We start from the raw sequence: 17,761 nt of genomic DNA, 5'->3' as shown, positions 1-17,761 counted from the left end.
TTACGCAACCAATAAATAAATGCCGTTACTGATATTCGTTACCATCCTCTGGGCCTTTTCCTTCAGCCTGATCGGCGTATACCTGGCGGGCCAGGTGGACAGCTATTTTTCCGTGCTCACCCGCGTGCTGCTGGCGGCGCTGGTATTTCTGCCGCTGCTGCAGTGGCGCCGCTCACCTGCGCGCACCGCACTGACGCTGATGGCGATCGGCGCGGTGCAGCTCGGCCTGATGTACCTCTTTTACTACCAGTCGTTCCTGCTGCTGAGCGTGCCGGAAGTACTACTGTTTACCATTTTCACACCGGTGTACATCTCGCTGTTGTACGATCTGCTGGCGGGGCGCTTCTCTCCCTGGAACCTGTTTGTCGCCGCCCTGGCCGTGCTCGGCGCGGCGATCATCCGCTGGGGTCATCTGGACGGAGACTACTGGGCCGGTTTCCTCGTGGTCCAGGGCGCCAATCTCTGCTTCGCGCTGGGGCAGGTCGCCTACAAACAGTTTATGACCCGCGAGCAGGCGCTGCCGGCGCGCCAGACCTTCGCCTGGTTTTTTCTCGGCGCCCTGCTGGTGGCCGTCATCGCCTGGCTGTGGCTCGGCAAGCCGCAGTACCCGCAGACAGCGCTGCAGTGGGGTGTACTCCTGTGGCTGGGACTGGTCGCCTCGGGCCTCGGCTACTTTCTGTGGAACAAGGGCGCCACGCACGTCTCCGCGGGCACCCTGGCGGCCATGAACAACGCGCTGATTCCCGCGGGTCTGCTGGTGAATCTGTTAATCTGGAATCGCGACGCGGATATCGCCAGGCTCGCACTGGGCGGTATCGTTATCGTCGCGGCGGTAATCACCAACGAGTGGCACAACAAACGACAGGGAAAGTGAGATGGCTAGTACCGCGGTACCGGACCTGAAGCAGCAGCTGCGGCAACTGGTGGCCTGCCCCAGTGTCAGCGCTACCGATCCCAAACTGGATATGGGCAATCGCGGGGTGGTGGAACTGCTCGCCGCCTGGCTGGAAACCCTGGGGTTTTCGGTAGAGCTGATGCCGCTGCCGGGCCAGCCGGACAAGGCCAACATGATCGCCACGCTCGCCGGCCGCGGCAGTGGCGATGGCGGCCTGGTACTGGCGGGGCACACGGATACGGTGCCTTTCGACGAGGGGCGCTGGCGGTCGGACCCTTTTCAGCTGCAGGAAAGGGACAACCGCCTCTACGGTCTCGGCGCCACCGACATGAAGGGATTCTTTCCGATTGCGCTGGAGGCGGCGAAGAGTTTTGTCGACAAGCCGCTGCAGCAGCCCCTGATCATTCTCGCCACCGCCGACGAGGAAACCTCGATGGCCGGCGCCCGCGCGCTGGTCAAGGCGGGCCGGCCGCGCGCGCGCTACGCGGTCGTCGGCGAACCCACCGGGCTGAAACCCATTCACATGCACAAGGGCGCGATGATGGAGGCGGTGCGCATTACCGGCCAGTCGGGCCACTCCTCCAATCCCGCGCTGGGCGCCAACGCCCTGGAGGCGATGCACAAGGCCATCGGCGAACTGCTGCAACTGCGCGCGGAGTGGCAGAGCCGCTATCACAACCCGGGCTTTGCCGTGCCGGTGCCGACACTGAATCTCGGCTGTATTCACGGCGGCGACAATCCGAACCGCATCTGCGGCTTCACCGAATTGCAGTTCGACGTGCGTCCGCTGCCGGGAATGCCGCTGGATGACCTGCGCGCGGAGCTGGATCGGCGGCTGCACGGCTGTATCGCGGATGAGAAGATCAAGCTGGAGTATGCGCCGCTGTTTCTCGGTACCGAGGCCTTCGAGCAAGATATCCATTCCGAGCTGGTAAAGACTGCCGAGAAGCTCACCGGCCACAGCGCCGAAAGCGTGGCCTTTGCCACCGAGGCCCCCTATTTCAAGAGTATGGGCATGGACACCATCGTGCTCGGCCCCGGCGATATCGATCAGGCGCACCAGCCGGACGAGTATCTCGGCCTGGAGCGGATAGAACCGATGGTGGAAGTGCTGCGGGGGCTTATTGCGAAGTTCTGCCTTTAAATTCCACCGAAAGAAATTGAGAAATCAGATGCGAAGGTTCTGATACCGGGGGCCGTATGCGGGACCTTTCACGGCCATGGATGGCCGTGGAGAGCGTACAGGGAAGTATTTACAGCGTGTCCCGCATGCGGCCACCGGTAGCAGGACCGCCACGGAGTCAACTTACGGCGCACTGTTTCACGGCCCTCTCCCCCGGCCCCTCTCCCGCAAGCGGAAGAGGGGAGTAAATCTTCCTCGCACCGCCCCAAGTCTCGAATTACGGTATATTCACCAATGCCCAATAACACACGGACTGTAAATTAGTGAGCGACGACAACGCCTCCCTGAACTGGTTTCGCCACGCAGCGCCCTATATCAACGATCTGCGCGGGCGCACCCTGGTCATTGCCATTCCCGGCGATGCACTGGAGCATGCAAATTTCCGCAATCTGGTACACGACCTGGCGCTACTCGCCAGCCTCGGCGTGCGTCTGGTGGTGGTGCACGGTGCGCGCGCGCAGGTCAACCGCGCGCTGGCCGAGCGCGGTATTCAGAACCAGTTTCACGGCAATACGCGCGTGACGGACCGCGAGACCCTCGAGGTCATCAAAGCCGCGGTGGGCAAACTGCGCTTCGATATCGAGGCCGCCTTTTCCCAGGGGCTGCCGGACTCGCCGATGGCGCGTTCGGCACTGAAGGTGGTGTCCGGCAACTTTATTACCGCGCGCCCGATCGGCGTACTGGACGGTGTGGATCTGCGCTGGACCGGCACGGTGCGGCGCATGGAAGTGAAGACCATCGAGCAGTCGCTCGCCCAGGGCGCGCTGGTACTGCTGTCACCGCTTGGCACTTCGCTTACCGGGGAACTGTTCAACCTGAATTATCTCGACCTGGCCGCGGAGGCGGCGCGCGCGCTGCAGGCCGAGAAAATGGTGCTGTTTCGCGAGGCGCCGCAGCTGCTGGTCGACGGAGAGGAGGTGCACGAACTCAGTATCCTTCAGGCGGAGCAGATGGCGCCCCGGGTGCAAAGTGAAGCATTGCGCTGCGCGATTCGCGCCTGCAACGCCGGTACGCCGCGCACCCACCTGCTGAGCTACGCCCAGGACGGCGCGCTGGTGCAGGAACTGTTCCGGCGCGAGGGCGCCGGCACCATGATCTACCGCGACAGCTACGAGGTGATCCGCCGCGCCCGCATTACCGATGTGGGCGGCATCCTCGGCCTGATCCGGCCGCTGGAGAAGCAGGGCGTGCTGGTGCGGCGCTCGCGGGAAAAACTGGAGGCCGAAATAGAACACTTCACCCTGGTGGAGGTGGACGGCGCACCGGTCGCCTGTGCGGCGCTCTACCCGATCCAGGACGAGAGTGGTGAGACGGTCGCGGCGGAGATCGCCTGTGTGGCGATACACCCGCATTTCCGAAGCGGCGGCCGCGGTGCCAAATTGCTGCATCACCTGGAGCGCCAGGCGGGTGTGCTGGGCATCGACGAACTCTATGTGCTCACCACCCAGACGGAGCACTGGTTTATCGAACAGGGCTTCAGCCAGGTGACGGCACAGGACCTGCCGGCATCCAGGCAGTCTCTCTACAACATTCAGCGCAATTCCCGGGTTTTGCGCAAGCGCCTTTCCGCGCAAAAGGGCGCCTGATCTGCCCGACGACCCGAAACGCACATCCTAGAACGCCGCGCAGACTTTACAGTCTGCGCGAAACCATCCCAGCCCAGACCTTTTTTTGCTAAGCTGGCGCTCCCATTTCGCACAGCAGATTTTTGCCATGCCCGAGTATCGCTCCCGCACCTCCACCGCCGGTCGCAATATGGCCGGTGCCCGCGCACTGTGGCGCGCCACTGGTATGAAGGACGAAGACTTCCACAAGCCGATCATCGCCGTGGCCAACTCCTTCACCCAGTTCGTGCCCGGCCACGTGCACCTGAAAGACATGGGGCAGCTGGTGGCGCGGGAGATCGAGAAAGCCGGCGGCGTGGCCAAGGAGTTCAATACCATCGCGGTGGACGACGGTATCGCCATGGGCCACGACGGCATGCTGTACAGCCTGCCCAGCCGCGAGATTATCGCCGACTCGGTGGAATACATGGTGAATGCCCACTGCGCCGATGCGCTGGTGTGCATCTCCAACTGCGACAAGATCACCCCGGGCATGCTGATGGCCGCGCTGCGGCTGAATATTCCGGTTATCTTCGTTTCCGGCGGCCCGATGGAGGCCGGCAAGACCAAGCTGGCCGAGCACAAGCTCGACCTGGTGGACGCCATGGTCATAGCCGCTACCGACTCCGCCTCGGACGAAATGGTGGAGGAGTACGAGCGCTCCGCCTGCCCGACCTGCGGTTCCTGCTCCGGCATGTTTACCGCCAACTCGATGAACTGCCTCACCGAGGCGCTGGGGCTGTCCCTGCCCGGCAACGGCACACTGCTCGCGACCCATGCCGATCGCCGGGAGCTATTCCTGCGCGCCGGTCGCGAAATCGTCGCACTGGCAAAGCGCTACTACGAAGAGGACGATGCGCGCGCGCTGCCGCGCACCATCGCCAACCGCGCCGCGTTCGAGAACGCGATGGCCCTGGATATCGCGATGGGCGGTTCGACCAATACCATTCTGCACCTGCTCGCCGCCGCGCAGGAGGGCGAAGTGGATTTCACCCTGGCGGATGTCGACCGGCTTTCCCGCAAAGTTCCGCAACTGTGCAAGGTCGCGCCGAACACCCAGAAATATCATATCGAGGACGTGCACCGGGCCGGCGGTGTCATGGCGATACTCGGCGAACTGGCAGCGGCCGAACTGCTGGACACATCGCTGCCGACGGTGCACAGCGCCTCGCTCGCAGAGGCGCTGCAGCGCTGGGATATCCGTCGCACCGACGACAGCGCCGTACACGACTTTTACCGCGCCGGTCCCGCCGGCGTGCCGACGCAGACGGCCTTCAGCCAGGACTGCCGCTGGCCGAGCCTCGACGGTGACCGCGCCAATGGCTGTATCCGCTCAGCGGCGCACGCCTATTCCGCCGAGGGCGGCCTGGCGGTGCTGTTCGGCAACCTGGCGCCGGGCGGCTGCGTGGTAAAGACTTCCGGCGTAGACGAGGCGCTGTGGAAGTTCGAGGGCCCGGCCCATATCGTCGAGAGCCAGGAGGCCGCGGTGCGCCACATTCTCGACGGCAAGGTACTGGCCGGGGAGGCGGTGATCGTCCGCTACGAGGGACCGAAGGGCGGACCGGGCATGCAGGAGATGCTCTATCCCACCAGTTACCTGAAATCCAAGGGGCTGGGGCAACACTGCGCGCTGATCACCGATGGCCGTTTTTCCGGCGGCACCTCCGGGCTGTCCATCGGCCACGTCTCGCCGGAAGCGGCGTCCGGCGGCAACATCGCACTGGTGCAGGAAGGCGACACGATCCGCATCGACATACCGGCGCGCACCATTGACGTGATTGTCAGTGACGGGGAACTGCGGCAGCGGCGCGACGCGATGCAGGCCAAGGGGGCGGATGCCTGGAAGCCGGCGGAGGCCCGCCCGCGCAAGGTGAGCAAGGCGCTGAAAGCCTATGCGCTGCTGGCCACCAGTGCCGACAGGGGTGCAGTGCGCGAAATCGACTGAGATTTGGCTGGAGTCTGCACATATTGTGGGAGCCTGCCCCGCAGGCGATTTTATCCAAATGCGAGTATTTCGCCTGCAGGGCAGGCTCCCACAGATCCTCGAGTTAATCCGCTATTTTGTAGGAAATCCGGTTGCGCACGCCGTGGCGTTCCACCGGCACACCATCCTCCAGCTGCGGCTGGTATTTGAACCTGGCTGCCGCCGCGACCGCGGAGCGGTTGAAGATCTCCGTCGGATTGCCCGCGCTGTCATAGCCCGCTATGGCCCGCGGATCCCGCACGGCGCCGGTCTCGGTGATGGTGAACTCAACCACAACATACCCCTCCATGCCGCGTCGCAGCGCGGCCGACGGATAGCGCGGCGCCGGTTTAAAGACCGGCAGCGGATCCCGCGAGGTGACCGCAGAATCCAATTCTCCGCCCGCTGGATTAGGTGGCGAAATTACTATGGTGGTCTTACCGGGTTCAACTGCCGGGTCCACCTCCCGGATCACCATCTGGGGCGGTGGGTCCAGAGGTTTGGCCGGCGGCTCATACAGCTCCACAGTCGGCTTTAAGTCCGGCAAATGAATCGGCTTGATCGGGATAGGCTCGTCGACCTCCGGCTCGGTATAGTCGGTGGCGATCAAGCGGCTCATGGCGAATATAAGCAGCAGGGTAACGGCACCCGCAAACGCGAAACTGCGGCCGGTTTGCCCCAGTTGCCTGAGGGAAGTAACGAAGGGATTAGCCAAGGAAGTGGAAAGCGGCGAATAAGCTCTATCCATAACACCTCTCCTGATTATTGTCTGGGTGTTGAATCGGCGGTCAAACCCTCAAAAGGAAGGGACCAGATTTGGAAAAAGCTGATCAGCTACCTTTACCAATTAGTCGAATTGCGCGAAATTGCAAATAATTCGCAATCGCACGCCGCTTTTTTGGCCACACGCAAATTCCGCACAAAAAAAAAGCCGCACATCGCTGTGCGGCTTTCTCGGCGGAGGCAGAGGCGATCAGATCGCCAGCTGCTCCTCGCGCTTCTTCTCACTCTCGACGAAGGCGATCCACTGCTGGGCGAACTTCTTGGAGCGCTCGTCCTTCAGGGCCTTCTTGAGGGTGGTCAGGGCTTCGTCGTACTTCTTCAGGTTGGCATTCGCCATGCCCAGAACGATGTACAGCTGGTCCGGGCGCTTGAGACCGCCCTTCTTCAGCGCCCTGTTGCCCATATCAATGGCTTTCTCATTCTGGTCCAGGTCCAGGTAAATACTGGCCAGACGCGAATAGATATCACCCTTGTCGGACAGCTGGGCCGCGGCCTCCAGCTCGGGAATCGACTTCTGCAGCTCCTGAGCCATCTGGTACGCCTGCGCCAGGGTTTCCAGATTTTTCGAGGTGCGCTTGATCTTCTTCTCCTTGATGCCCTTGTCGATCACCTTGGCGCCCTTGTAGGGCATTTCGTTGCCCATAAAGAGATAGGCCATATTCAGCAGCTCTTTCTCTTTCTCCAGGGCACCGGCAAGGTAGGCCGACTCCATCATGTGAAGCTGATCCTGCTCACGCTTCAGCTCACCGTACATACCGGCCAGCTGCTTGTAGTACTCACCCTTCGGGTAGTGCTTAACCAGCTTCTCGAGAATATCGGTGACCTTCTTGTAGTCGTTCTTCTCGAAGTAGAGGAAGCGCTGCAGACCGAACCAGTTTTCCTTCGGCACCTTGCCCTCTTTTTCGTACATCGACACAGCTGTGTTGATGTCCGACAGCGCCTTGGCTTCATCACCCTTCTGGTAATAAGCCTGTGCACGCAGGGCGTAGGAGTCCGCATTGATGTTCGGCGCAACGGCGAACCACTTGTTCAGGTAGTTGATTGCCTGATCGTAGTTCTCGGTCACGAAGTACAGCTGGGCGATGGTCAGCAGGGTACCCACTTCCAGTGCCTCGGGCAGGTTCTCGGCGCCCTGGTCCAGCACGCGCTTATAGGCTGCAATCGCCTCCTTGTAGCGCTCCATGCTGTAGTAAACGAAACCGTAGAAGTAGTACATCTGCGCTATTTCATAGCCGTTGTAACCGCTCTTGCCGGCCTCCATTTCACGCAGCGCCGCCAGCGCTGCCGGCCAGTTCTGCGCATCGGCGGCTTCCTGGACCTTGCCCAGCTTCTTGAACACATTTTCCCGCATCGCCGGTACTTTGCGTGTCTTCTGCTGGCTCGGCTTTTGTTCCTGCGCCTCGGCTTTGGCAAAGGAAGCGGAGATGCCCACCGCTTCCAGCACGGTGACACTTACCGCCGGAGCCAGTACCAGGGGCAGCGCCACGGTCGTGCGCAAAGAGTTGCGCAAGACGAACTTGGACAGACCTTTCGCAATGGTCGTCAACTTCATAATGCTTCCCCTTTAGTTCTTGGCCAGGTTAAAGCTGATCTTGGTCTTTACACCAGGTACTTCGATCGGCTCACCGTCGACCACCCGCGGCTTGTACTTGTACTTCAACGCCGACTTGATCGCCGCCTGGTTGAAGACAGTGGTCGGATTACCGTCGGCGGTAAATGCCTCCACCACACGCGGATCGCGTACGGAACCATTCTTAGTCACTGTGTACTCGACGATCACCCATCCCTCCAGACCGCGCTGCAGGGCGCGACGCGGATACTGGGGCTGCACCTTCACGATGGGCAGGTAGTCACCCTCCTGGGCGAAGCCGCCGATGCCGCCCACCTTCAAGTCCGCATTCGCGCGCGGTGCAGACATGTTGATGGAGTCATCGAGGTTTGGCTCGTCGTACTCGGGCTCCGGCATTTCCGGCGGCGGAGTTTCCGGCTCGTCGGGTTTTTGCGGTTTGCTGGTATCGTACTGAGTTTCGATCTTCTGCTCAGGCATCACTACGTCGGCAACCTTGATCTGCTCATCCTCTTCGGGAGCCTTCATGTTTGCCTCAATCAGCTGATGCATGGTGAAGATCAGGGCAAAGGTAGTGGCTACCGCCAGCGTACCCGCTCCTAATAGTCTTACCGGATTCATAAGCTGTTAACTCTTTTCTGTCGCGACCGAAACTTTCTCGATACCGATCTTCCTGGCGGCTTCCGCAATCAGGGCGATCTTTTCGATACTCGCTTTCTTATCGGGCTGAATTACCAACCACCCTTTCGGGTTTTCCGCGTAGAGACGTTCCAGGATCAGTTTCACCTGGCGCTCGTCGGCTTTTTCTTTGGCAATCCAGATTTCGTCATTCTCGTTGATCGCTACCAGAATAGAGGCGGCCTTGAGTTCAGCGGTTGTCGCTTCCGGCTTCAACACGTCGACGCCCGGCTCCTTGATAAAGGTCGCGGTGACGATGAAGAAGATCAGCATGATGAACACCACGTCCAGCATGGGCGTGAGGTCAATCGCGCTCGCTTCTTCTTCTGCCGTATTTTGTCTCTTGCTCATAGCAACTCTCTTAGCGAACTTTCCCGGCGAGGGGCCCGCGAGGGGCGCCCCCGGCGAAAATATCTGGCTTGGCTAAACCTTCACAGCAAATAAGCTCGCCTATTCGCCTTGTGTGGTGCCTTAGTGATCCATCGTCAGATGGTCTTCAAGCAGCTGGGTTTCGCGCTCCGCCTTACGGGTGAGGTAAGTAGTGGCGAATACACCGGACAGTGCCGCGACCATGCCAGCCATTGTAGGAATGGTTGCCATGGATACACCACTGGCCATCTGCTTGGCGTCGCCACCACCGGTAACCGCGAGAACCTCGAACACATTGATCATGCCCCAGACGGTGCCCAACAGCCCGAACAGGGGTGCCAGGGCCACACAGGCCTGGATCATGTCCATATTGTCCTGGATCTTCTCGGATGTCCGGGAGATCAGCGCTTCACGAATGCGGTGTGCAGCCCAGGACTTGCGCTCGGGGCGCTCCTCCCACTGGTCCACCGCACCCTGAACGTCGCCCTTCAACCCTTTGTTGAAGTAGAAGACACGTTCAAAAATCAGCGTCCACATAAAGAAGGTCAGGCCGGCGATCAGGAACAGTACTGGCCCGCCCGACGCCATAAAGGCGTTGACGGCGGCCCATGCGTCATACAATGCGTGCATGTTGCCGCCTCCTCTTATTTACGCTCGGCGTTTTCAGCCACGATGCCGGCACTCTGCTCGTCCAGGATGTGCAGGATGCGCTTGGCACGGCCGTTCACGATGGTGTGCATCAGTACGGTCGGGATAGCGACAACCAGACCCAGAACGGTGGTTACCAGTGCGGAGGAGATACCGCCCGCCATGGCACGCGGATCGCCGGCGCCGAAGATGGTGATCGCCTGGAAGGTGATGATCATACCGGTCACGGTACCCAGCAGACCCAGCAGCGGGGCCACCATGGCGATGATCTTCAGCAGGTTCAGACCGGACTCGATGGCCGGGCGCTCTTTGAGTACCGCCTCTTCCATCTTCAGTTCCAGAGTCTCGCCGTCGATACCCTTGTTCTCTTCGGCAACAGCCAGTACACGACCCAGCGGGTTGTTGGTGTTCGCAGTAGAGGAACGCAGCTGGGCGTTAACCTTGGCACTAACACCAGACAGCACGATCAGGCGCCAGATGGCCAGCAGCAGCGCAAACACACCAACCGCGGAGATGATGTAGCCAACCGGGCCGCCCTGATGCCAGCGCTCAACCAAGCTCGGGCTGTTGATCATGGCCTTCAGGAAGGAACCGCCAGTCGGGCCAGTCGGGTCAACACCGAAGGGGTGGAAACCGGAAGTGGCCGCCTGCAGATCTGCAGCCATGCTCAGGAACTTGCCGTCGGGCTGGCGAATCAGCTCAGCCATTTTGTGGGCGTCGTTCATTTCCAGGTACTTGCCGTTGGAAACCAGGTTGAAGTTACCAACGCGGACAACTTCCTGCTCTACCTGCTCGCCGTCGGGCTTGATCACGGTGCTGGCGAACTTGACCACCTTGCCGGATTCAACGGTTTCACGCTGCAGTTCGTACCACAGACGCTCGATTTCCTCGATGGTCGGCAGCTTGGTAGCGGAGTTCATTTTGTCGATCAGGCTGTCGACGAACTCGGTACGACCCGGGTATTGCGCGGATACGATAGAGCTATCGATATTGGCGCGCAGATCACCGGCAGTAGAGGTCAGGTGACCGAACAGTTCTTTCAGAGAGCCCAGGCGCTCGTCCAGCTGCTGGCGCTTCTGTTGCACCATCACTTCCTGCTCCTGGTACTTCTGTTCCAGGCGCTCGGAGCGGGCCTCTTCAGAGGCGCGGGTGTTTTGCGCTTGAGTCAGCAGAGTCTGCTGATTGGCCTTCTGGCGGCGGAAGTCGGCTTCGCGCTGCTGATGTTCCTTGGACTCGGCGATCTTGGATTGCTGAACCATCTTCAGCAGCTGATCCAGAGAAGTGGCCTTGTCTTGGGCAACGGCGGAGAAACTGATCAGGCCAGCCGCTGCTGCTACTAGTACGCGTTTGGCGATAGAGGATTTCATTGCGCTGCCTCCGGAGCCGTGATCGGCAAGGTCATGATGTCGATAGTGGCCTGTTTCTTGGCGATTTTCAGGCCGTTCATCAGGGCGCGGCGGTATTCGCCGGAATCGATCTCAACCCAAGCTTTCTGATCCTTGTCATAGGCCAGGGAGATCTTGGAATCGGTAGTCTGCGCCAGCAGGGCGATACGGCCGACCTGCAGCACGTTTACTTCGCGCTCCTGGCCGTTCACGTTCAGAGAATCGCTGTAGCTGTCGATCTTGCGCGCGTACTCGGATTCGAAGTTGTACAGCTCCAGAACCTGACGGAATTTCTCCGCTACGGTGATATCGGAGCGGTCCATATTGTTCTTCACGCCTTCGAGGTTAGCCATACGCTCTTCCAGCTTGAAGGGCATGTCCAGCTCGATGAACTGCTCCAGGCCATCCAGCATACGCAGGATCAGCGGCTGGATCTGACGCTCGATCACGGTGACGTTTTCGATGGACTCGTCCAGCTCTTTCATCACGGCGAGCTGGTTGGCCAGCTGCTTCTCCAGCTGACGGTTGTAGACCCGCAGGCCTTCGATTTCCTTGTTTACCACTTTGAAATCCTGCAGCAGGCTGCTGGTTTCTTCGGCAATCTTGTCGATACGCTTTTGCGAAGCCTGGGCAGCAGTGGTTTTCTGCTGGCCGACGGCGAGTACGTTATCGAGAGTATCCGCAGTGGCTACGCTGCCGTAGAGCGCGCCGGCAGACAGCGCAGTGGTCAGCGCCACAGCCATGAATCGCTTGGTTTTCATTAGACCCCCCAGTGGGTTCAATATTTCACAACATGGTCGCGATGAGTTAGCTGCCACAACGCGGTGTCCTTTTGTTCTAAAAACAGTGATGTGAAGACAGCTAAGAGCCGCACATTTTAAACAGCCGATTTGATTATTCAAATGCCGATTGACAGTATCGGCCCGCATGGGTAACAAGGTAACAACCGGGTAACAAATCCGGGTCACATGCACACATTTGCGGCGGTCTTCCCTGTCTATGCAGCGGTGGAATTTAACAGATAGATCAACTTTTGATCAAATCGTTTTTATTTCAACCTGTCGTACTGAACTAAGCAGTAGCTATATTCATCCCTGTCTGACGCCGGGCAACATTCTCGACTGTTTTCTGCCCAGCAGTCATCCAATTCCGGAAAGAAGGCGTCCCCGTCGATCTCGGTATCCACCTCGGTAATGTAGAGGCGCTCCGCCAGCGGCAGTGCCTGCCGGTAGATTTGCGCACCACCGATCACCATCACCTCTGCGGCACCCGTCTCGGCGGCACACCGGCGCGCCTTCTGTAGCGCCGATTCCAGCGACGGCGCCGTCTCCACGCCACTGGCGCGCCAGTCGGGATTGCGGCTGATCACAATATTGACGCGCCCCGGCAGCGGTCGGCCGATGGACTCGAAGGTCTTGCGCCCCATGACCACCGGCTTGCCAAGCGTGGTCCGCTTGAAGAACTGCAGGTCGCCCGAGAGGCGCCAGGGCAATTCATTGTCGCGACCAATGGCGCCGCAGCGCGCCACAGCGGCGATCATGGCGATGGGTATCTCTTTCATCTATTTATTACCGCTATACGGCCACCGGCGCCGGAATATGGGAATGCGCCTCGTAACCGCGCAACTCGAAATCCTCGAAGCGGAATGCGAACAGGTCGGTCACCTCGGGATTGAGGTGCATCTGCGGCAGAGGCAACGGCTGGCGGCTGAGCTGCTCCTCCACCTGTTCCAGGTGATTCGAGTACAGATGGGCGTCGCCGAAGGTGTGAATAAACTCGCCCGGCTGGAGGCCGCATACCTGCGCCAGCATCAGGGTCAGCAGGCTGTAGGAGGCGATATTGAACGGCACGCCGAGGAAAATATCCGCACTGCGCTGGTACAACTGGCAGGACAACTTGCCGTCCGCCACGTAAAACTGGAAGAGCGCGTGGCAGGGCGCCAGCGCCATGCGCCCGGCGCGCGCGTTGTCCGCCGGGGACACACCCTCATCCGGCAGGTCGGCCGGGTTCCAGGCGCTGACCAGCAGGCGGCGGGAATCCGGGCGGTGCTGCAATTGATCCAGCAACTGCGCTATCTGGTCGATGCGGCGGCCGTCCGGGGCCGGCCAGGAGCGCCACTGGTGACCGTAAACAGGCCCGAGGTCACCATCCTCGCTGGCCCACTCGTCCCAGATACGCACGCCGTTCTCCTGCAGATAGGCGATATTGGTGTCGCCGCGCAGGAACCACAGCAGTTCGTGAATAATCGAGCGCAGGTGGCATTTCTTGGTGGTGATCAGCGGGAAGCCTGCGGCCAGATCGAAACGCATCTGGTAGCCAAACACGCTCAGGGTGCCGGTGCCAGTGCGGTCACTCTTGCAGGTGCCGTTGTCGCGCACGTGGCGCATCAGGTCGAGATACTGCTTCATTTATTACTGTGCTCCGCCTTTTATCTGTGGCCGCGCGCGCTTGCGTCCACCTTTATCGCCGCCCTGCTCCCCGGTAAGTGGCTGCGTGCGGTAGCTCCACACCAAAATAGCGATACCGGCGGCGATCATCGGCAGGCTCAGCAGCTGGCCGCGGGTCATCCAGCCAAACAGGTCGAAGCCGATATGTCCGTCAGGTTCGCGCACGAACTCCACCAGAAAGCGGAAAACGCCATAGAGCAGGACAAACAGACCACCGACCGCCAGGCGCGGGCGCGGCTTGCTGGAGAACCACCAGAGCACCGCAAACAGCACCAGTCCCTCCAGGAAGGCCTGATACAGCTGCGACGGGTGGCGCACCAGCAGTTCGGGATCCCGCGGGAATACCATGCCCCAGGGTACATCGGTGGGGCGACCCCACAGTTCCTGGCCTATAAAATTGCCGAGTCGGCCGAGACCGAGGCCGATGGGCACCAGCGGCGCGACAAAGTCGATTAGATCGATGAAGGTGGTGCCTATCTTGCGCGCGTAGATTGTCGTCGCCAGCATCACGCCGACCAGGCCGCCGTGAAAGCTCATGCCCCCTTCCCATACTTTCAGCAGCGACAGCGGGTCGTCCAGCAGCTGCGGGAAGTTGTAAAAGAACATGTAACCGAGCCGCCCGCCCACCACGACGCCGATGGCGCAGTAGAGGATCAGGTCTTCCACCTCCGACTTGACCGGCGGCGTCCAGGGCTTGCTGGCCCGGCGAAGTGCCAGCCACCAGGCGGCGACAAAGCCCGCCAGGTACATCAGCCCGTACCAATGGACTTTCAGCGGGCCAATGGCGATGGCTACCGGGTCAATTTCGGGGTAGGGAATCATGGGGACTTCGCAGTTGTTGGTGAGTGCGTTGAGTTGGGCGAAATGTTACCAGCTAAACAGCTCGGAGAGTAATGCGGAATGATGAATGCGGACCAATCGGCAGGACGCCGATTGGCATCGCCAAAGGCGACCCCGCAAGGGGGTGAAGTGCAGGGACGCGCTTCATGAATGCGGAAATTCACCGCGATAGCCACTAATATTCCGAATTCATCATTCCGTATTCCGCATTCAGTTCATGTGCCTGTTGCTCTTCGCCTATCGCTGCCACCCGCAATACCCGCTGCTACTGCTGGCCAATCGCGATGAATTCTACGATAGGCCCAGTGCCGCCGCGGCGCCCTGGGAGGGCGAGGCGCTGGTGGCCGGCCGGGACCTGCAGGCGGGCGGCACCTGGGCGGGCATCGCGCGCGGCCGTGCGGCCGCGGTGACCAATATCCGCGAACCACAGGTACCCACACCGGTGAATCCGCTGTCACGCGGCGACATCCCGCGGGACTTTCTGCGCGGCAATGCCACCCCCGCCGAGTTCGCGCTGCGACTGGCCGACCAGCGCTACCGCGGCTTCAACGCCCTGCTATTCCAGCTCGACGCTGACAGCGAGCTTGTCTGCGCCGGCAACCGCCACAGCCCCTTCTCCTTTACCGCCGGCATTCACGGCATCTCCAACGGCGCCCCGGATGCGCCCTGGCCCAAAGTGCAGAAAGGCAGGGCCGGCCTGCGACGTATCGTGCAGGACATCCAGGGCCCGATAGACGCCGACAACTTCGTGCGACCGGCCCTGGCACTGCTGCAGGACAGGGCCACCGCCGCCCCTGCGGATCTGCCCAGCACCGGTGTCGGCCCGGAACTGGAGCTGGCGCTGTCGCCGCTGTTTGTAAAGATCGATACGCGCGACAAATTTCCCGCCGCAATCGCCGGGGCCAGCACCAGCGGGTACGGCACCCGTGCCAGCACCATGATGGCGATCGACAGCCGCGGCCGCTCACAGATCTGGGAACAGAGCTACAACGCCGGACGCGCGCTGGATCCGCTGCGCCACTTCACCCTGGAATAGCGCCCTTTCACGGTAACCCGATGGCCCCAGCCCTCCGGACAGTGCTGCAAAGGGGCTCCGCCCGGCCGGGACCACGGAGTCAGATTTTCAGCCCGCGATTAATGTAAAAAGAAACAAACGCCAAGCAAATTCTGCGTTTGTTGCCATACTTATTTTCACAGACTGAATTTGGTTGAGTTTCGCGCAAGGTCACTCAAACCACGGTCTATATAAAAGGAAGGTCGCGCGGGACGCATGACAAGGGCGAGTCGTCGGTAAACATCGACGAACAACAGGACCGACTCGCCACAGGTTGGGAAGGTATGAACGATCTGGCGCCCGATTTCCGCTGACTGGCAAAACGGGCCCTGCAGTATCGCTGAGGTACCATGTCGTATTTCAACCCAGAGCGCCGCACACGCAAATCACCGCTGCCACTGCTGACCCTCGGCAGTCTGTGCGTATTCGCCCTTTACTACGCCTTTGCCGCCAACCAGAAGACGGTGCCGGTGCTACCGGAGAACGCCGTGCGTCCACACCTGGTGCACTGGCTGGAGGAGAACCCCGACGCCTGGCCGGCACAGGACCCCATCTTCAATCCCGCCGCGGTGCGCCGTATCTACCAGCGCACGGACTACCGGTTGCTGTGGTTCGACAACTACAGCCTGAGCGACACCGCCAACGACCTGCTCAAGCAGCTGACTGCGGCCAGTTCCGGCAATCCGAGCAGCATGGTGGATTACCGCTATCACCTGGGCTACTTCGACCGCACCCTGCGCGACACGCCCCAGCGGCTGCAGATGGCCGCGGTGCTCGACGTACTGCTGACTGACGCCTTCGTGTCCTACGCCCAGGACACCCAGCTGGACAAGATCAGCCCGAAGAGCCGCCCGCCCCGGGATATTACCCCCGTCTACCACACCGATGGCGGTTTCCGGCTGGCGGCCTATACCGCGCCGCGGCAACAAACGTCTCCCGGCAGCGGGCGCCAGTATTTCCGCGGCTACAACCGCCGCAGCGACGCCGCCGACAGCCGCTACTATGCGCGCGATTACAACGTAGACCGCTCGCGCCACTACTCCACCTGGGGCAGCCGCAGCTACAACAGCAGTAACCGCGCTTACAACGGCAGTAATTCCGGCCGGGTCTATTACAACGCCGGCCGCGCTTACCAGAATCAGGGTGACCTGCCGCCCGTCGGACGGGTATCGGAGAACAGCGAAGGCCCCTATATCGAGGACAACACGCCCTTCGGCGGCGATGTCTACGCCCTGCGCGAACAGCTGTCGCGACTGCGCGCCATGTCTGCCAGTGGCCGCTGGCGCCCGATGCCGCCCGGGCCGGCCATGACGATCGGCGCGCGCCATCCGCACGTGGCCCTGCTGCGCGACATGCTCTCCCTCTATGGCGACTATCGCGGCTACTACGGATACGGCGGCGCGGAGCGCGACAAGTTTGACCGCGGCCTGCACGAGGCGGTACTGCGCTTCCAGCTGCGGCACGGCCTCAAGCCCGACGGCATCGTCGGCCGCGCCACCCGCCAGCGCCTGAACCTGTCGCCAGCCGCGCGCGCGCAGATTGTCGAGATCAATATACGGCGCCGCGAACAGCTGCCGGCGAGCCTCGGCGACCGCTTTATCCAGGTCAATGTGCCCGCGTACAAGCTGCAGTATGTGGAGGACGACCGGGTGCGGCTGTCGATGAACGTGGTGGTGGGCAAGAAGGAACACGCCACGCCGGAGATCGCCACCCGCGTCAGCAAAGTGGTGTTCAATCCGACCTGGACGGTGCCGCGCAGCATCCTGGTGAACGAAATTCTGCCCAAGGCGCGCGCCAACCCCGCGGGTATGGAGAATATGGGCTACCGAGTGGTCAGTGGCAGCGGCGAGCACCTGCCGCTGACCTCGAAGAATCTGTCCGCCGCGGGCGCCGGCTCCTTCCTGATGCGCCAACTGGGCGGCGAGGACAATATTCTCGGCCGGGTGAAGTTCGAGATCCCGAACAAGCACGATGTGTATCTGCACGACACCCGGGCGCGCAGCCTATTTACGCTGACGGACCGCGATTACAGCCACGGCTGCGTGCGCCTGGAAAAGCCGCGCCACCTGGCCGAAGCCCTGCTGCGCCCGGAGGGCGACTGGGACCAGTGGCGCATCGACCAGCTGACAGTCGGCGATGAGACCACCGAAGTGGAGCTGAAACAGAAGGTAAAGGTCTACATCACCTACTGGACCGCCTGGGTGGACGGCGACGGACGCCTCAATTTCCGCCCCGACCTCTACGGTAAGGACGGCCTCAGCGACAATCAGTTCTAACCGCCGCGCGGGGGCTTTCTGAGGGATAGCCCCCGTTTAATTACCGCCATATTCCAAACTCCCCCAGCC

16 protein-coding genes are annotated in these 17,761 nt (G+C 61.2%); 6 read left to right on the top strand and 10 right to left on the bottom strand.

The features are described from left to right. Positions 1-19: 19 nt before the first annotated feature. The 4 genes from RRF64_RS14675 to ilvD all read left to right on the top strand — a co-directional run bounded on the left by RRF64_RS14675 (position 20) and on the right by ilvD (position 5,627). Positions 20-874: a carboxylate/amino acid/amine transporter gene (locus tag RRF64_RS14675; RefSeq protein ID WP_323846643.1), complete on the top strand. Its 855-nt coding sequence runs from the start codon at positions 20-22 to the stop codon at positions 872-874. A gap of 1 nt (position 875) precedes the next feature. After that, the gene (gene argE, locus RRF64_RS14670) at positions 876-2,039 is read left to right on the top strand and encodes an acetylornithine deacetylase (RefSeq protein WP_323846642.1); all 1,164 of its coding nucleotides are present in this window, start codon (positions 876-878) and stop codon (positions 2,037-2,039) included. Between the two features lie 302 nt (positions 2,040-2,341). Continuing rightward, a complete protein-coding gene (argA, locus tag RRF64_RS14665) occupies positions 2,342-3,664 on the top strand; it encodes an amino-acid N-acetyltransferase (protein ID WP_323846641.1) in 1,323 nt (440 codons plus the stop codon). A gap of 127 nt (positions 3,665-3,791) precedes the next feature. Further along, positions 3,792-5,627: a dihydroxy-acid dehydratase gene (ilvD, locus tag RRF64_RS14660; RefSeq protein ID WP_323846640.1), complete on the top strand. Its 1,836-nt coding sequence runs from the start codon at positions 3,792-3,794 to the stop codon at positions 5,625-5,627. A gap of 103 nt (positions 5,628-5,730) precedes the next feature. On the opposite strand, the gene RRF64_RS14655 is transcribed toward ilvD, so the two are convergent. From RRF64_RS14655 to lgt, 10 genes are all read right to left on the bottom strand, one after another. After that, the gene (locus RRF64_RS14655; RefSeq protein ID WP_323846639.1) at positions 5,731-6,393 is read right to left on the bottom strand and encodes an energy transducer TonB; all 663 of its coding nucleotides are present in this window, start codon (positions 6,391-6,393) and stop codon (positions 5,731-5,733) included. A 225-nt stretch (positions 6,394-6,618) separates the two neighbouring features. Continuing rightward, positions 6,619-7,980 (bottom strand): tetratricopeptide repeat protein, encoded by a 1,362-nt coding sequence (locus RRF64_RS14650; protein WP_323846638.1) that lies wholly within the window; start codon positions 7,978-7,980, stop codon positions 6,619-6,621. A gap of 12 nt (positions 7,981-7,992) precedes the next feature. Further along, complete coding sequence (locus tag RRF64_RS14645; RefSeq protein WP_323846637.1) at positions 7,993-8,616, bottom strand: energy transducer TonB; 624 nt, start codon at positions 8,614-8,616, stop codon at positions 7,993-7,995. Positions 8,617-8,622: 6 nt separating this feature from the next. Continuing rightward, positions 8,623-9,024: an ExbD/TolR family protein gene (locus RRF64_RS14640; RefSeq protein ID WP_323846636.1), complete on the bottom strand. Its 402-nt coding sequence runs from the start codon at positions 9,022-9,024 to the stop codon at positions 8,623-8,625. 120 nt (positions 9,025-9,144) lie between these two features. After that, positions 9,145-9,672, bottom strand: coding sequence for a MotA/TolQ/ExbB proton channel family protein (locus RRF64_RS14635; protein WP_323846635.1), 528 nt, complete (start codon positions 9,670-9,672; stop codon positions 9,145-9,147). A gap of 14 nt (positions 9,673-9,686) precedes the next feature. Then, positions 9,687-11,057, bottom strand: a complete 1,371-nt coding sequence (locus RRF64_RS14630; protein WP_323846634.1) for a MotA/TolQ/ExbB proton channel family protein — start codon at positions 11,055-11,057, stop codon at positions 9,687-9,689. Next, positions 11,054-11,836 (bottom strand): DUF3450 domain-containing protein, encoded by a 783-nt coding sequence (locus RRF64_RS14625; protein ID WP_323846633.1) that lies wholly within the window; start codon positions 11,834-11,836, stop codon positions 11,054-11,056. The genes RRF64_RS14630 and RRF64_RS14625 overlap by 4 nt, the downstream gene beginning before the upstream one ends. A gap of 287 nt (positions 11,837-12,123) precedes the next feature. After that, positions 12,124-12,636, bottom strand: coding sequence for a dihydrofolate reductase (locus RRF64_RS14620; RefSeq protein WP_323846632.1), 513 nt, complete (start codon positions 12,634-12,636; stop codon positions 12,124-12,126). Positions 12,637-12,649: 13 nt separating this feature from the next. Beyond that, a complete protein-coding gene (locus RRF64_RS14615) occupies positions 12,650-13,483 on the bottom strand; it encodes a thymidylate synthase (RefSeq protein ID WP_323846631.1) in 834 nt (277 codons plus the stop codon). A gap of 3 nt (positions 13,484-13,486) precedes the next feature. Beyond that, positions 13,487-14,344, bottom strand: coding sequence for a prolipoprotein diacylglyceryl transferase (gene lgt / locus RRF64_RS14610; RefSeq protein WP_323846630.1), 858 nt, complete (start codon positions 14,342-14,344; stop codon positions 13,487-13,489). Between the two features lie 235 nt (positions 14,345-14,579). Here lgt and RRF64_RS14605 point away from each other — a divergent pair, with 235 nt between their 5' ends. Then, positions 14,580-15,398 carry an NRDE family protein gene (locus tag RRF64_RS14605; protein ID WP_323846629.1) on the top strand — a complete coding sequence of 273 codons (819 nt, stop codon included), beginning with the start codon at positions 14,580-14,582 and terminating at the stop codon, positions 15,396-15,398. A 368-nt stretch (positions 15,399-15,766) separates the two neighbouring features. Next, positions 15,767-17,692 (top strand): L,D-transpeptidase family protein, encoded by a 1,926-nt coding sequence (locus tag RRF64_RS14600; RefSeq protein ID WP_323846628.1) that lies wholly within the window; start codon positions 15,767-15,769, stop codon positions 17,690-17,692. The last annotated feature ends 69 nt before the right edge of the window (positions 17,693-17,761 follow it).

Origin of the sequence: Microbulbifer magnicolonia, assembly GCF_035117725.1 — a bacterium.
In the GTDB taxonomy this organism is placed as follows: Bacteria; Pseudomonadota; Gammaproteobacteria; order Pseudomonadales; family Cellvibrionaceae; genus Microbulbifer; species Microbulbifer magnicolonia.
This window is presented reverse-complemented; position numbering and strand designations above follow the sequence as displayed.

What these genes read in the sequence shown, in the direction of transcription:
- RRF64_RS14675 (WP_323846643.1), top strand. Translation starts at nt 20, where the DNA reads ATGCCGTTACTGATATTCGTTACCATCCTCTGGGCCTTTTCCTTCAGC.
- argE (WP_323846642.1), top strand. Translation starts at nt 876, where the DNA reads ATGGCTAGTACCGCGGTACCGGACCTGAAGCAGCAGCTGCGGCAACTG.
- ilvD (WP_323846640.1), top strand. Translation starts at nt 3,792, where the DNA reads ATGCCCGAGTATCGCTCCCGCACCTCCACCGCCGGTCGCAATATGGCC.
- RRF64_RS14655 (WP_323846639.1), bottom strand. Translation starts at nt 6,393, where the DNA reads ATGGATAGAGCTTATTCGCCGCTTTCCACTTCCTTGGCTAATCCCTTC.
- RRF64_RS14650 (WP_323846638.1), bottom strand. Translation starts at nt 7,980, where the DNA reads ATGAAGTTGACGACCATTGCGAAAGGTCTGTCCAAGTTCGTCTTGCGC.
- RRF64_RS14645 (WP_323846637.1), bottom strand. Translation starts at nt 8,616, where the DNA reads ATGAATCCGGTAAGACTATTAGGAGCGGGTACGCTGGCGGTAGCCACT.
- RRF64_RS14640 (WP_323846636.1), bottom strand. Translation starts at nt 9,024, where the DNA reads ATGAGCAAGAGACAAAATACGGCAGAAGAAGAAGCGAGCGCGATTGAC.
- RRF64_RS14635 (WP_323846635.1), bottom strand. Translation starts at nt 9,672, where the DNA reads ATGCACGCATTGTATGACGCATGGGCCGCCGTCAACGCCTTTATGGCG.
- RRF64_RS14630 (WP_323846634.1), bottom strand. Translation starts at nt 11,057, where the DNA reads ATGAAATCCTCTATCGCCAAACGCGTACTAGTAGCAGCAGCGGCTGGC.
- RRF64_RS14625 (WP_323846633.1), bottom strand. Translation starts at nt 11,836, where the DNA reads ATGAAAACCAAGCGATTCATGGCTGTGGCGCTGACCACTGCGCTGTCT.
- RRF64_RS14620 (WP_323846632.1), bottom strand. Translation starts at nt 12,636, where the DNA reads ATGAAAGAGATACCCATCGCCATGATCGCCGCTGTGGCGCGCTGCGGC.
- RRF64_RS14615 (WP_323846631.1), bottom strand. Translation starts at nt 13,483, where the DNA reads ATGAAGCAGTATCTCGACCTGATGCGCCACGTGCGCGACAACGGCACC.
- lgt (WP_323846630.1), bottom strand. Translation starts at nt 14,344, where the DNA reads ATGATTCCCTACCCCGAAATTGACCCGGTAGCCATCGCCATTGGCCCG.
- RRF64_RS14605 (WP_323846629.1), top strand. Translation starts at nt 14,580, where the DNA reads ATGTGCCTGTTGCTCTTCGCCTATCGCTGCCACCCGCAATACCCGCTG.
- RRF64_RS14600 (WP_323846628.1), top strand. Translation starts at nt 15,767, where the DNA reads ATGTCGTATTTCAACCCAGAGCGCCGCACACGCAAATCACCGCTGCCA.